Below are 12,991 nucleotides of genomic sequence, written 5' to 3' on the forward strand. Positions count from 1 at the left end.
TCCGGTTAAATTAGTTAGAACGAGCTTGCATCAAGTCGATGAAGTGGTCGAATAAAGGTGCTGCATCGTGAGGACCTGGGCTTGCTTCAGGGTGACCTTGGAAGCTAAATGCAGGCTTATCAGTACGGTGAATACCTTGTAGCGTACCATCGAATAATGAAACGTGAGTTGCACGTAAATTCGCTGGTAATGTCGCTTCATCCGCTGCGAAACCATGGTTTTGCGCAGTGATCATAACCACATTGCGGTCAAGGTCTTTAACTGGGTGGTTACCACCGTGATGACCGAACTTCATTTTTACTGTTTTTGCACCAGAGGCAAGCGCAAGTAATTGGTGACCTAAACAAATACCAAAAATTGGCGTATCTGTTTCTAAAAAGGTCTTAATTGCGTCAATGGCGTAGGTACAAGGCTCAGGGTCACCAGGGCCGTTCGATAAGAAAATACCGTCTGGGTTAAGTGCGAGTACGTCTTCAGCAGATGTTTGTGCCGGCACAACGGTTAATTTACAACCGCGGTCAACTAACATGCGTAAGATATTACGTTTAACACCGAAGTCATAAGCAACAACGTGAAATTTCTCGTCTGCTGCTTCTAGCGTTTTAAAGCCTTCACCTAATGTCCAGCTTGATTCACGCCACTCAAAATTTTCCTTGGTTGAGACAACTTTTGCTAAATCCATGCCTTTTAAGCCTGGGAAGGCTTGCGCAGCTTCGAGCGCTTTATTCTCATCTAACTCGTCGCCTGCAATGATACAACCATTTTGAGCGCCTTTATCACGTAAGATACGTGTTAATTTACGAGTGTCGATGTCAGCAATACCTAGGATATTGCGTTCTTTTAAGTAATCACTTAACGATTGCTCGTTACGGAAATTACTTGCTAGCAGTGGCAAATCACGGATCACTAGGCCTTTAGCCCAGATTTGACCCGCTTCTTCGTCTTCGCTGTTAGTACCCGTATTACCGATATGTGGGTACGTCAAAGTTACGATTTGTTCCGCGTATGAAGGGTCAGTCAAAATTTCTTGATAACCAGTCATAGACGTATTGAATACTACTTCACCGACTGACATGCCGTCAGCGCCGATTGCAGTACCGCGAAACACTGTGCCGTCTTCTAGGACTAACAGAGCGGATTTAGTCAAGTTAACCTCCTAACAGTAAAAAACGGGAGTAAAGTCATTTGCTCTACTGCCCGTTTAAAGCGATTGGAAACACGCATTTATGAATTTTTGGCAAATTGGCGCTATTTTACAGTAATTTGCTTTTCAGATCTAATCATAATTAATAAAATAGTAAAAATAAGCGTTATTAACTTAATTTTCACTGAAACTGCCAAAAAAGAAACTAAACTACTTCAAGTCAAGCACATCTTGCATGTCATAAAGTCCAGCCGGCTTATTTTTCAACCAGCCCGCAGCTCTTACAGCACCTAAGGCAAAGGTCATTCTAGAACTTGCTTTATGAGTTAATTCTAGTCTTTCGCCAGAAGTTGCGAAATATGCGGTGTGTTCACCTACTATATCTCCGCCTCGCATGACCGAATAACCGATTTCATTTTGCGATTTTGCTTGTTCATCGTGGCTTCTATCGAAACGTGCAACGTCATCATGTTGCCAGCCTTTTGCCTCTGCAATAGCCTCACCAATAGCTAAAGCCGTGCCCGAGGGCGCATCAATTTTATGACGATGGTGCGCTTCAAAAATCTCTATGTCCATGTCATCGCCAAATTTCACAGCTGCAGTCTGCACTAAGTTAAGCAGTAAATTAACGCCTACGCTATAGTTACGAGCAAAAACAATCGGGATATACTTTGCTGCATCGTTTAACGCTTCAAGGTCGTCGTGGGTTAAGCCTGTCGTGCCGATCACCATGGCTATATTTTTTTCTACCGCTGTTTTGAGGTGATTACGCATCCCCGCGGGTAAAGTAAAATCAATAAGTACGTCAGTCTCTTTTACATCAGTTTCTTTGCTAAATTGCACATCCGCATCAGCGGCACTGTTTAATTGATTAACAGCTAAATTAATAAGCGGTGAATTTTCACGGACATACGCCCCCGTTAACACAGAGTGCTCATTTTTTGTAACAGCCTCTAATAGTGCAAGCCCCATGCGGCCATTGGCACCAAATACACCTATACGGTTCATACTTTTACCTTATCTATTCTTATTAGCTGGCTAGATTTTATCGAAAACTCATGTAATAGTCAGGTTAGCTTATAAAAAATACAGCGCTAATTTTTTGGATTTATAAAATAACAACAATAATAACAGATAGCCTTTGCATTTAGCCATCTATACATTTAAACTTCTTCCTTTGCGCCGATTTGGTCTTTGGCTTGCGGGCGCTGTTGTTGTTTTTATTTTCATAAAACAACAACTAAATACAGCTAAAAGAAGTTTTTGGCTGTGTTTTTGGTTATCTAACGAGGAATATGATGCAGCCATCATTTAATAAAACAAAAGCAAAACTTTCTTTGCTGCCGCTTTTGGTGTTTGTCGGCTTATTTTTAGGCGCAGGCTTATACTTACAATCTCAAGGTGTTGATTACGCCTTTTATCAACTACCGGCACCGGTTGCTATTTTACCTGCCATTATGTTGGCCTTTATTTTAAATAGAAACACGATTAACCACAGTGTTGAAACGTTTATAAAAGGTGCAGGTCATAGCAATATCATTACTATGTGCTTGATTTACCTTCTTGCAGGTGCATTTTCTGCCGTCGCAGGCGCAACGGGGGGTGTTGATGCCGTCGTGAATGCCGGTTTATCTCTTATTCCCCCAGCTTTATTACTTCCGGGCTTATTTTTAATCGCTGCCGTGGTTTCAACTGCCATGGGCACATCAATGGGCACCATCGGCGCGATTGGCCCTATTGCCTACGCCGTAGCGCAAAAAACGGGTATCGATCCGGCATTGATGGCCGGTACAATTGTATCGGGTGCAATGTTTGGCGATAACCTATCAATCATTTCTGACACAACTATTGCGGCTACCCGTACACAAGGTTGTGAAATGAAAGATAAATTTCGCGAGAATCTAAAGATTGCTCTGCCTGCTGCTGCACTCACCATTGCATTATTGTTCTTTTTAACACCGGCAGCTGAAGCGGTTGAAACACAGGATTACGATATATTACTCGTGCTTCCGTATGCCTTTATTTTAGTGCTAGCGGTGATGGGATTTAATGTATTTGTGGTGCTGTTTAGCGGGATTATTTTCGCAGCACTAATGGGCTTTACAGGCAGTTATGAAGGCGCAAGCTTTGTAAAAGATATCTACAAAGGCTTTACCGATATGCAGGAAATTTTCTTGTTATCTATGTTTATTGGCGGCCTGTCAGAATTTATTCGTATAAACGGTGGCCTTGATTACATTGCTAACAAAATTCAGGCAATCACGAAAATTATTGCTAAATGGCATCGTAAAGTTGCTGATCAATTAGGTATTGCAGCACTCGTAATGACGAGTAACGTATGTATTGCTAATAATACGGTGTCTATTATTGTTGCAGGCCCTATTGCGAAAAAACTGGCCGATGACGGTGAAATCACTGGCAAGCGCTCAGCCAGTTTATTAGATATTTTTGCCTGTGTAACACAAGGCTCTTTGCCCTACGGCGCACAAGCCTTATTGTTAGGTGCAACGTTTAAAATCAGCCCTTGGCAAGTATCTACATCGTCATATTATTGTTTTATTCTCGCGTTTACTGCGATTGCGGTAATATGCTTACGCCGTAATAAAGCCTAAGTTAAATATTTTTGAGCAGATACGTCATTTTAAGGACGTATCTGCTATAATCCTCACTTTGTATCCCCCTTTATATACTAATTCGCTTAATCAAGTGAATTGTTTTGACTACATCAATATTGAGATATGAACTTGAAAAAGATCCTTTCTATTGCTGCGCTATGTGCAGCGAGTACTTCGAGCTATGCGGCTAATTGGAGCTCAACGCAATTACACATCAATAACGGTGAGCACAAAAATCCGTTTTCTTTGGCTAAATCAAACACAACGGTTGTGTCATTACAGCATGCATCTGGTTATGACTATGGCGATAACTTCTTTTTTATTGACTACAGTGATGATGATTTACAAGATGGATATCAAGATAAAGACTTTTATGGTGAATGGTATTCAACCTTCAGCCTGTCAAAAATCTCAGGCAACGATTTTTCATATGGTGCGATTGCTGACGTAGGTTTAACTGCGGGCTTTAACGCTGCTGGAGACTCAAAGGTTCTAAAATATTTACCCGGTGTAAAACTAAGCTGGCAAGCACCAGGTTTTAGCTTTTTATCAACGTTGTTTACAGCCTACATTGATGACAGTGAAGGTGTTGCTCGTGGTGGTGCTCCTACTGAAACAAACAGCTGGATGATTGATGTAGCATGGGGCTACCCATTCACTATTGGCTCACAAAAATTTAATGTGACAGGCCATGTTGAGTACATTGCAGAGCGTGAAAACGAATTCGGTCAAGACGTTAAAGCATGGATTTTAGCACAGCCTATTATTACATGGGATTTAGGTCATGCAATCAGCATGAAAGAAAATACCCTGTTACTTGGCCTTGAGTGGCAATACTGGCATAACAAACTAGGCACAGATACCACTGAATCAGTCCCACAACTTCATGTTGAGTGGACGTTCTAGCGAGTTGCGAGTTGCGAGTTGCGAGTTGCGAGTTGCGAGTTGCGAGTTGCGAGTTGCGAGTTGCGAGTTGCGAGTTGCGAGTTATCAATATTAAAGCCTGCAGTCAGCTAGACTACAGGCTTTTTTTAATTAAATTGATCAGAAGTCCATTTAGCCACATAGCGACCACCCGCAACGGCTATTTTCTCTAAGCGGTCACAAGCGTCAAAGGCTACTCCAGAACCAATTTCCTTCGTTGTTTTCGCTATAATCTCATCACTTTTTTTAGTTGCACATGTAATGTTGCTGATGAGCTTGGTCTAACCGATGGGAAAACCCATCTATGGAGTTAATTTCAATATATTTTGCTTCTATGAAATACTCTGCTTTGGATTTATCTTGCCGTTGTTCAAGTAATGTTACTGAATATTTTTTTGCCAAGTCAGTCATTGAATTAGCTAATTTATCAAGCATGATACAATCACGTTGAACTTTATCTGCTTCAACTCCAAGTGCAAAATGGAATTAAAAAGAGCTGCATAAGCAGCTCTGGTAAGATTTTATTACAGTTTACACTGTGGGTTTCTGCCCTGCGCTTTTGCCGCTTGTTGTGCTTTTAAAGCCGTTGGCATGTGTTTTTGTAGCTCTTTAATTCGATTACCCGGTGCTGGGTGAGTCGACATGAATTCGGGTGTGCCGCTGCTGCCAGCTGCACTCATGTTTTGCCATAATGACACTGACTGCTCTGGATTAAAGCCAGCCTTTGCCATTAAATCTAAACCTACAATATCAGCTTCAGATTCATGTGAGCGGCTAAAAGGTAACACCACACCAAATTGTGCGCCGAGTCCAAGTGCTTGCATAATTTCACCGCGATATTGCACATTACCCATATCAAGCGCAGCACCACCGACTTGTAAACCTGTTTGAATCAAGGAGTTTTGCGATACACGTTCATTCGAGTGCTCAGCAATAACGTGTGCAACTTCATGGCCTAACACGGTCGCTAGTTGATCCCTGTTAACCGCTACTTTTAATAATCCGGTATGTACGCCAATGTAGCCGCCTGGTAATGCAAACGCATTCGCGGAATCTTCTTCGAACACCACCACTTCCCATGCTTGTTGAGCATATTCACGCGGCAAAACAGAAATCACATCGTCTGCGATGCATTTTACATACGCATTAACTTTTGGGTCGGAGTTAATCGGCTGTGTTTTCTTCATTTCAGCAAAGCTTGCTTGGCCCATTTGACTCATTTGTTGATCTGAGTAGAGCGCGATCTGTGTACGTCCCGTTGGAGACGTTTTACACCCTGCTAAAACAGCGGTGGCTAACACGACCATCATTAACTTTTTCATGTGAATCCTTACAAATACTATTAGTGCAATTGTTGCTAATATAGCAAAGCATTCATTAATTTTATATGAAAATACATTTCCCACCGTGCAAATGTGATTTTTCAGTTAAATCTTTTAGTTAGCAGGCAAACTAAGTTCACCAATGAACCACTCGCTGCTACAATAGGGGTCTATTGATTGATAAATGAGTTTCCAATGCCTTCCCCCGACACATTAAATAAACGCATTTTATTGCCGTTACTGGCAAGTATTGTCGCCATTACTCCGCTGGCAATTGATTTGTATCTACCTGCGATGTTGGTCATTGCCAATGACTTACAAACAACCATGCCAAATGTACAAATTTCATTGAGTATCTATTTAGCTGGCTATGCACTGGGTATGCTATTTTTTGGCCCTATTGCCGATGAGCTTGGTAGACGATTACTGGCTAAAGTAGGCTTAGCGCTGTTTGGTTTAAGTTCGTTAGCACTGGCATTTTGCCATAACATAGAGCTTTTTTGGTCACTTAGGGCAGTACAGGCTTTCACTGGTGCCGCGGCAACCGTGGTTGTACCGGGTATTATTCGTCATATTTACCGTGAGAATACGGCAAAGGGGATGTCGTATGTATCGATGATCATGATGGTAGCGCCCCTTATCGCCCCCACGCTTGGCTCTTTAATTATGGGCATTTCGACATGGCAGGTTATATTTTTAGTGTTAGCTGCGTATAGCTTTGCGATTTTAGCACTTGTGCAACTTTACTTAATTGATATCCCTATTTTCAAAAGTCAGCAACGCGGTTTAGCGTTATTTTTTAACAGCTATAAAACCGTCTTTTCACGTCAAAGTGCGCGTGCCGACATCGCTAGCTCTATGTTTGCCTCGTTCGCATTTTTCTGCTTTTTAACGTCTGTGCCTTACGTTTATTTGGACTTTTTTAAAGTAGATGAACAACTCTTCGGTATTTTATTTGCCTTTAACGTACTTGCCTTAATGTTCGGTAACTTTATGAATACCCGACTTGTACCACGCTTAGGATCGCGCAAATTACTGTTTATAGGCTTAGGTATTGGCTTTGCATCGGGCTCAGCATTACTGCTGTTTAGTTTAATGCATTTGTCGCTGTATTTTATCGTCGCAAGCATAGCGCCTTTAATGATGAGTTTGGGGATTGTGGCAAGTAATGCCGACTCATTGATTTTAATGCAATTCGAGGAAAAGTCAGGGACTGCAACGGCGGTAATTGGTACGTTACGTTTTGGCAGTGGCGCACTCGTAGGACCTATCCTCGCGTTTATTCACCCACAAAGTGCGGTGCCATTTTCAGCCATGATGTTCAGTGCGCTTATCCTTATACTACTTGTGCAGCTTTGGCATCGAAAATTAGACAAAAAAAATGCCTGTCTATGACAGGCATTTTTCTCTAAAAAGCGTTTATTCAGCTTCTTTCGATACCATTACCATAGCAGGACGCAGTAAACGACCGTTTAACGTGTACCCTTTTTGCATAACTGCAAGTACCGTATTAGGTGCTACATCATTGCTTGGTTGAATTGACATCGCTTGATGGAATTCTGGATTAAACTGCTCACCTTGTGGGTTAACAATTTCTACACCAAACTTAGACACGGCATCGTTGAAGCTTTTTACCGTCATCTCGATACCTTCAAGTACAGGCTTAAGCTGCTCATTTTCTTTGTCAGAAAACTCAATCGCACGCTCTAAATTATCAATCACGGGTAATAATTCGTTAGCAAACTTCTCAAGTGCAAACTTGTGAGCTTTTTCAACATCTTGTGCGGCACGGCGACGCATGTTTTCAACATCTGCTGCGGCACGTACAACACTGTCTTTTTGATCATTTATAGTTTGCTTTGCAGCTTCTAGTTCACTATAAAGTAGTGCAATTTCAGCTTCAGGGCTTAGTTCTTCGCCTTCAACTTGCTCTGCTGCTTCAACGGCTGCGTCAACATCCGCTTGCATTTGTTCAAATTCTTCGTTTAGTTCAACTTCTTGCTCTGGTGATTTTGTCTGCTCAGACATAGCTTAAATGCTCCAATTCTTTACAACTGCGGTAATTATGGGGATTGAATAAAAAGATTCAAGAGGTTGATGACCCGATTAACTCAAATTCTTGGATGATTGCTTCAATTTGTGCTGATTTTGGACAAATAACACAAAAACGACTCTGATATTCGAGGTTATTAAAGTAAGGAAGGCTGATCACCATTAACTCATCACAATCGGTAAATGGAAGTTGTTCTGTGTTTAATACCGACAAACCGTTTCTAAATGCGAGCTTGTCTTCAACAAAATTTAGAAATGAGACGCCTATATTTAAGCTCGTTTGACAGTCTACTTGCTTATATAAATAGTTTTCACCTACCACAATACTGTTATCAGACCCCAGTTTCTGGCTCAATTGGCGAGTCCATTGGGTCAACGAGTCATGGCAGTTGCGCGGTGCAGTATTCGCCATTGCCTGCATACGGTAAAGACCTTCCATCAGAGTTTGTTGACTGAACACCGTATTAAGCCACGTTGCAAACTGATAGCGAACCGAATCACTGGCGTCCTCAGGTTTACTAATACAAATATTGTGACTTTGCCCTGCTCTATCAATCAGTAAAATAAGCCAATCACTGCCATCAAAGTCAAGTACTTCAACCCTAAAAACCAATTGCGAACTCACTTGCGGTAAACCAACACAACAACATACTTTATAACGTTGGCTCAAGCCGTGGGCCAGCTCAACAAGTTGTGCTTGTTGAGGTTGCCAATACGTCGCAATTTCGGGCAAAGAGAAAAATTCGGTTAACCAATAGTCAAACCCAGCATTTGTTGGCACGCGGCCTGCCGAGGTGTGTGGCGAATAAAGCAACCCTTCTTTTTCAAGCCTTGCCATTGCATTTCGCACTGTGGCAGAGCACACAGCCATGCCCTTTTGCTTTGCTATACGCGTTGAAGCCACTGGTTGGCCCTCGCCATTACAATATAGGCTCATTACGGCTGAAAAAATTTGTTGATCGCGGGGGTTTAATTTCATAATTCTTACATCTTGACACTTGCCCTAAGATATTTGGGCACTGCAAGTTTATTTCAAGTTATTTTCAAAGCATTAATTTTTAATGTAATCTATCCCTATGAAATAGTTAAGTGCACGTACCATGGACTCACCGTTTAAAACCATAGGTTTAATTGGTAAACCTAACCACAGCGCCGCGGCTACAACGCTACAGCGATTACACACCTTTTTACGAGCGTTAGGTTTTGAGGTGCTCGTTGAGCAACGAACGGGTCGGCAATTAGAAGATGTGCCTGCGAACAACCTCGTTAAACTCGTTGAGTTAGGCGAGCGTGCTGATTTAGCCATCGTTGTCGGTGGCGATGGCAACATGTTAGGTGCTGCACGTGTTTTAGCGCGTTTTGACGTTGCAGTGATTGGCGTAAACCGTGGTAACCTCGGATTTTTAACCGACTTAAACCCAGAAGGTTTTGAAGCAAGTTTAGAGCAGGTTCTAAGCGGTCAATTCATTGAAGAAAAACGCTTCCTGCTAGAAGTAGAAGTATACCGACATGCTGAACTTAAAAGCGCAAATTCAGCGGTTAATGAAGCGGTACTCCATGCCGATAAAGTCGCTCACATGATTGAGTTCGAAGCCTTCATAAATAATGATTTTGTATTTTCACAACGCTCTGATGGTTTAATCGTATCTACACCGACTGGCTCAACGGCCTATTCTCTCTCTGGTGGAGGGCCTATTTTGACACCAGAACTGAATGCTATTTCGTTAGTACCCATGTTTCCTCATACTCTTTCGAGTCGCCCTTTAGTCGTTGATGCCGATAACGAAGTACGCCTTAAACTCAGCCTAGAAAATACCGACAGCTTACAAGTGAGCTGTGACAGCCACGTTGTTTTGGCTGTTTTACCTGGCGATGAAGTGGTTATCAAAAAAGCTGACAAACGGTTACGCTTAATTCATCCAAAAGAATATTCTTATTACAATGTACTGCGAAAAAAACTGAACTGGGGTAGCCGCTTATTTTAAACAGCAATTTTCTTCTTAAATAATTGCCAAGTGAAATCTATTAGCGCAAAATAATTCACTTTACCGTAGTACACATTTAAGGAACCTAAGCAAAAATGAGCTATATAGTTTTTCTTGCTCTTTTATTGTTGATCACTCTACTAGGCTGCTATTGGATCATCGAAAGCAACCGTCGCAAAGCGATAGAAGCCGAAAAAAAACGCTTTCATCAACGTGTAAAAGAGATCAATAACGACTTCAAAATTAAATTAATCGAATTTAGTGAAGCAAAGCTCATTCGCCCTAAAAATGTTGCACGTTTGAACCAAATCACCAGTAATTACTTTGTCGTTCAAGCTCACAACGAAGAAAATCTAACGCATTTAGAGTTTATTAGTGAGTTGTTTATCAGCACCATAATCATGGAAGCAAACAAAGCACAAAGCCCGCATGAACATGACCAACTTGCCGATAGATTACAATACTTTATGGCACAACTTCCTTATAATGGCATTGAATACAATAAAGCGTTTTATCAAGAAGTATTACCCTCATTAATTGAAGTTATTAAATACGCGCCACCTATTAATCAACATGATGACCCAGCGCAAAGCCAGAGTCCATCAATGCCTGATGAATTAAATCACGAAAAACAGATATCAGAATTAACAAAAGCATAAAAATTTAATTTGCAAAACCCGAAAACACTGTATAAATTAACAGTTAATTAGCTGGATGGATAAACAGTATGTTAATCGGGTTAGAAATTAAAAACTTTGCCATTGTAAGTAACTTGAGTACTGAGTGGCACAATGGCATGACAGCCATTACAGGTGAAACAGGTGCAGGGAAATCAATTGCTATTGATGCCCTATCGTTGTGTTTAGGCGAACGCGCCGATGCGGGTGCTGTTCGTCCAGGAACTGAGCGTGCAGAAATCTGCGCGCAATTCGATATTACCCAATTACCCCTTGCACAACAGTTTTTAGAGCATCACTTACTGTCTAATGCAGAAGGTGAATGCTTACTGCGCCGTGTTATTTGTAAAAATGGCCGGAGTAAAAGCTATATTAATGGCAGCCCTGTCACTGCTGCGCAGCTTAAAGAGCTTGGGCAATACCTCATTTCTATTCATGGTCAACACGCGCATCAGCATTTATTAAAAGCCGAGCATCAGCTGCATTTACTGGATGCATATGCTGGCCATACAAACCTGCTTTCCAATGTTAAAGAACGTTTTAAAGCCTATCAGGCGCTAGTAAAAGAGTTTAACCACTTAGAACAACAACAAGCGCAACAAGCGGCTCAAAAACAGCTACTTGAATACCAAGTTGCTGAATTAGACGAGTTTGCCTTACAACCCGGTGAGTTTGAAGAAATAGAAGCTGAGCACCATAAGTTAAGCCACAGCCAAACTATTTTAGAGTCGTGCCAGCGTGAACTTCAGCACTTATACGAAAGTGATGAGCAAAGTGCATGCTCAATGCTGCAACACAGTGCACAGCAATTTGCTGAACTTGCCGGCTACGATGATAGCCTATCTAGCATTGCAGCGCTTTTAAGTGAAGCCGCTGTTCAGGTTGAAGAAGCAAGCCGTGAAATTCGCAGCTATGTAGATATAACAGATTTAGATCCTGCTCGCCTCGACGAAGTAGAAACTCGTTTAACTGGGGCAATGGATTTAGCACGCAAGCACCATATAAAACCGGAAGAGCTGGTAGAATTTCACCAATCAATTGCGCAAGAGCTTGCTTCAATTAGCTACAATAGTGACCGCTTAGCATCACTAGAAACCGAGATAAATACAGCCCTTGATGAATATAAAGACGCTGCACAGGTTTTAAGTGATAGCCGCCAGCGTTATGCTGAAACACTCAACACATTGATCAGCGATAGCATGGCTAACTTATCAATGGAAAATGGCCAGTTTGCGATTGATATTCAACAAACAAGTGATAAAGCCCCCAGTGCAATGGGGTTTGATACCGTGGCGTTTTTGGTATCGACCAACCCTGGGCAACCAATGCAAGCTTTATCGAAAGTTGCATCGGGTGGCGAGCTTTCGCGTATCAGTTTAGCGATACAAGTCATTATCGCCCAGCGCGTGACAACGCCAACACTCATATTCGACGAAGTCGATGTGGGTATTTCTGGCCCAACGGCCTCAGCGGTTGGCAAGTTATTGCGCCAGCTTGGCAAATCAACCCAAGTTATTTGTGTTACGCACTTGCCACAGGTTGCTAGCTCTGGGCATCAGCAATTTTTTGTTGCGAAAGAAATTGCAAATGGTGAAACCTACACACAAATGAATAAGCTCAGTAAAGATGGACGAATTGATGAAATTGCCCGTCTACTCGCTGGCGATAATATTAGCAAAATGGCCAGAGCAAATGCGAAAGAGCTGATTAGTGCGCATGCATAACCACTCTCGCACTTAATGACATTAACGTTTTAGTAATTAATTAAGGCTATTGTGCATAGCCTTCGACCGGATTATACAATGAATAAACAACGTAAGTTTGGGTTAGCAAGCGGGTTATTATTGAGCTTAAGCTCACCTTTACTGCACGCCTCTGTGTCATATACACCTGTCGTGTCACAAAATTATATGTTCGCTCTACTACAATGCACTTTATTTGCGTTTCCTATCGTGGCGCTACTTTTGGTGCTATGGAGCCGATGGAAGCACCTAAGGTTTAAACAACGTTTACAAACATATTTATATGCTTCTGCAGCAATGATGCTCATACTGTTTGTAATAGTGAGCCAGCAATCAGAGACAATTTCTGTTTGGTCTGTTGTTGTAATGATTTGTCATTTTATCGTGGTAAGCCTTGCTTACTTTTTATTAAAACAACACAGCAATAAAGTAAAAAACACGTTATCAGGCTGCTGGTAGTCTGTTTTAAATTGTCGGGCTTTTTCTCTCATTTAAAAAAACCTACTGATTTTTAGCCATCGTTACACATA

General features: G+C 41.7%; 13 protein-coding genes. 7 read left to right on the forward strand and 6 right to left on the reverse strand.

Annotated elements, in window-relative coordinates; translation table 11 throughout:
- Positions 1-10: 10 nt before the first annotated feature.
- Positions 11-1,147, reverse strand: a complete 1,137-nt coding sequence (gene carA, locus GZH31_RS09740; RefSeq protein ID WP_036967672.1) for a glutamine-hydrolyzing carbamoyl-phosphate synthase small subunit — start codon at positions 1,145-1,147, stop codon at positions 11-13.
- A gap of 207 nt (positions 1,148-1,354) precedes the next feature.
- Positions 1,355-2,152: a 4-hydroxy-tetrahydrodipicolinate reductase gene (gene dapB / locus GZH31_RS09745; RefSeq protein WP_065978698.1), complete on the reverse strand. Its 798-nt coding sequence runs from the start codon at positions 2,150-2,152 to the stop codon at positions 1,355-1,357.
- A 290-nt stretch (positions 2,153-2,442) separates the two neighbouring features.
- Between dapB and GZH31_RS09750 the strand changes: the two genes are divergently transcribed.
- Both GZH31_RS09750 and GZH31_RS09755 read left to right on the forward strand, forming a co-directional pair.
- Positions 2,443-3,756: a Na+/H+ antiporter NhaC family protein gene (locus GZH31_RS09750; protein ID WP_036967666.1), complete on the forward strand. Its 1,314-nt coding sequence runs from the start codon at positions 2,443-2,445 to the stop codon at positions 3,754-3,756.
- Positions 3,757-3,882: 126 nt separating this feature from the next.
- Positions 3,883-4,665 carry a nucleoside-binding protein gene (locus GZH31_RS09755; RefSeq protein WP_065978699.1) on the forward strand — a complete coding sequence of 261 codons (783 nt, stop codon included), beginning with the start codon at positions 3,883-3,885 and terminating at the stop codon, positions 4,663-4,665.
- Positions 4,666-4,929: 264 nt separating this feature from the next.
- Here the strand turns inward: GZH31_RS09755 and GZH31_RS09760 are convergent, their stop codons facing one another.
- Positions 4,930-5,118 carry a hypothetical protein gene (locus GZH31_RS09760; protein WP_180310919.1) on the reverse strand — a complete coding sequence of 63 codons (189 nt, stop codon included), beginning with the start codon at positions 5,116-5,118 and terminating at the stop codon, positions 4,930-4,932.
- An 89-nt stretch (positions 5,119-5,207) separates the two neighbouring features.
- Complete coding sequence (locus GZH31_RS09765) at positions 5,208-6,005, reverse strand: M48 family metallopeptidase (protein ID WP_065978701.1); 798 nt, start codon at positions 6,003-6,005, stop codon at positions 5,208-5,210.
- Between the two features lie 195 nt (positions 6,006-6,200).
- On the opposite strand from GZH31_RS09765, the gene GZH31_RS09770 reads away from it, so the two are divergent.
- Entirely contained in the window at positions 6,201-7,400 is a 1,200-nt protein-coding gene (locus GZH31_RS09770) for a multidrug effflux MFS transporter (RefSeq protein ID WP_036967656.1), read from the forward strand.
- A 24-nt stretch (positions 7,401-7,424) separates the two neighbouring features.
- Here GZH31_RS09770 and grpE read toward each other — a convergent pair whose 3' ends face one another.
- Together grpE and GZH31_RS09780 are read right to left on the reverse strand one after the other, a co-directional pair.
- Positions 7,425-8,033: a nucleotide exchange factor GrpE gene (gene grpE, locus GZH31_RS09775; protein WP_036967654.1), complete on the reverse strand. Its 609-nt coding sequence runs from the start codon at positions 8,031-8,033 to the stop codon at positions 7,425-7,427.
- Between the two features lie 58 nt (positions 8,034-8,091).
- Entirely contained in the window at positions 8,092-9,036 is a 945-nt protein-coding gene (locus GZH31_RS09780; protein WP_036967651.1) for an HrcA family transcriptional regulator, read from the reverse strand.
- 121 nt (positions 9,037-9,157) lie between these two features.
- Between GZH31_RS09780 and nadK the strand changes: the two genes are divergently transcribed.
- From nadK to GZH31_RS09800, 4 genes are all read left to right on the forward strand, one after another.
- Positions 9,158-10,042: an NAD(+) kinase gene (gene nadK / locus GZH31_RS09785; protein WP_036967648.1), complete on the forward strand. Its 885-nt coding sequence runs from the start codon at positions 9,158-9,160 to the stop codon at positions 10,040-10,042.
- A gap of 95 nt (positions 10,043-10,137) precedes the next feature.
- Positions 10,138-10,701 carry a hypothetical protein gene (locus GZH31_RS09790; RefSeq protein WP_036967646.1) on the forward strand — a complete coding sequence of 188 codons (564 nt, stop codon included), beginning with the start codon at positions 10,138-10,140 and terminating at the stop codon, positions 10,699-10,701.
- Between the two features lie 68 nt (positions 10,702-10,769).
- Entirely contained in the window at positions 10,770-12,443 is a 1,674-nt protein-coding gene (recN, locus tag GZH31_RS09795) for a DNA repair protein RecN (RefSeq protein WP_065978704.1), read from the forward strand.
- Positions 12,444-12,521: 78 nt separating this feature from the next.
- Positions 12,522-12,920, forward strand: a complete 399-nt coding sequence (locus tag GZH31_RS09800) for a hypothetical protein (protein WP_036967641.1) — start codon at positions 12,522-12,524, stop codon at positions 12,918-12,920.
- Positions 12,921-12,991 lie beyond the last annotated feature (71 nt).

Origin of the sequence: Pseudoalteromonas sp. JSTW, assembly GCF_013423925.1 — a bacterium.
Lineage (GTDB): Bacteria > Pseudomonadota > Gammaproteobacteria > Enterobacterales > Alteromonadaceae > Pseudoalteromonas > Pseudoalteromonas lipolytica.

Coding starts and splice junctions, on each gene's coding strand:
- dapB (WP_065978698.1), bottom strand. CDS start 2,152: ATGAACCGTATAGGTGTATTTGGTGCCAATGGCCGCATGGGGCTTGCA.
- GZH31_RS09750 (WP_036967666.1), top strand. CDS start 2,443: ATGCAGCCATCATTTAATAAAACAAAAGCAAAACTTTCTTTGCTGCCG.
- GZH31_RS09755 (WP_065978699.1), top strand. CDS start 3,883: ATGAACTTGAAAAAGATCCTTTCTATTGCTGCGCTATGTGCAGCGAGT.
- GZH31_RS09760 (WP_180310919.1), bottom strand. CDS start 5,118: ATGCTTGATAAATTAGCTAATTCAATGACTGACTTGGCAAAAAAATAT.
- GZH31_RS09765 (WP_065978701.1), bottom strand. CDS start 6,005: ATGAAAAAGTTAATGATGGTCGTGTTAGCCACCGCTGTTTTAGCAGGG.
- GZH31_RS09770 (WP_036967656.1), top strand. CDS start 6,201: ATGCCTTCCCCCGACACATTAAATAAACGCATTTTATTGCCGTTACTG.
- grpE (WP_036967654.1), bottom strand. CDS start 8,033: ATGTCTGAGCAGACAAAATCACCAGAGCAAGAAGTTGAACTAAACGAA.
- GZH31_RS09780 (WP_036967651.1), bottom strand. CDS start 9,036: ATGAAATTAAACCCCCGCGATCAACAAATTTTTTCAGCCGTAATGAGC.
- nadK (WP_036967648.1), top strand. CDS start 9,158: ATGGACTCACCGTTTAAAACCATAGGTTTAATTGGTAAACCTAACCAC.
- GZH31_RS09790 (WP_036967646.1), top strand. CDS start 10,138: ATGAGCTATATAGTTTTTCTTGCTCTTTTATTGTTGATCACTCTACTA.
- recN (WP_065978704.1), top strand. CDS start 10,770: ATGTTAATCGGGTTAGAAATTAAAAACTTTGCCATTGTAAGTAACTTG.
- GZH31_RS09800 (WP_036967641.1), top strand. CDS start 12,522: ATGAATAAACAACGTAAGTTTGGGTTAGCAAGCGGGTTATTATTGAGC.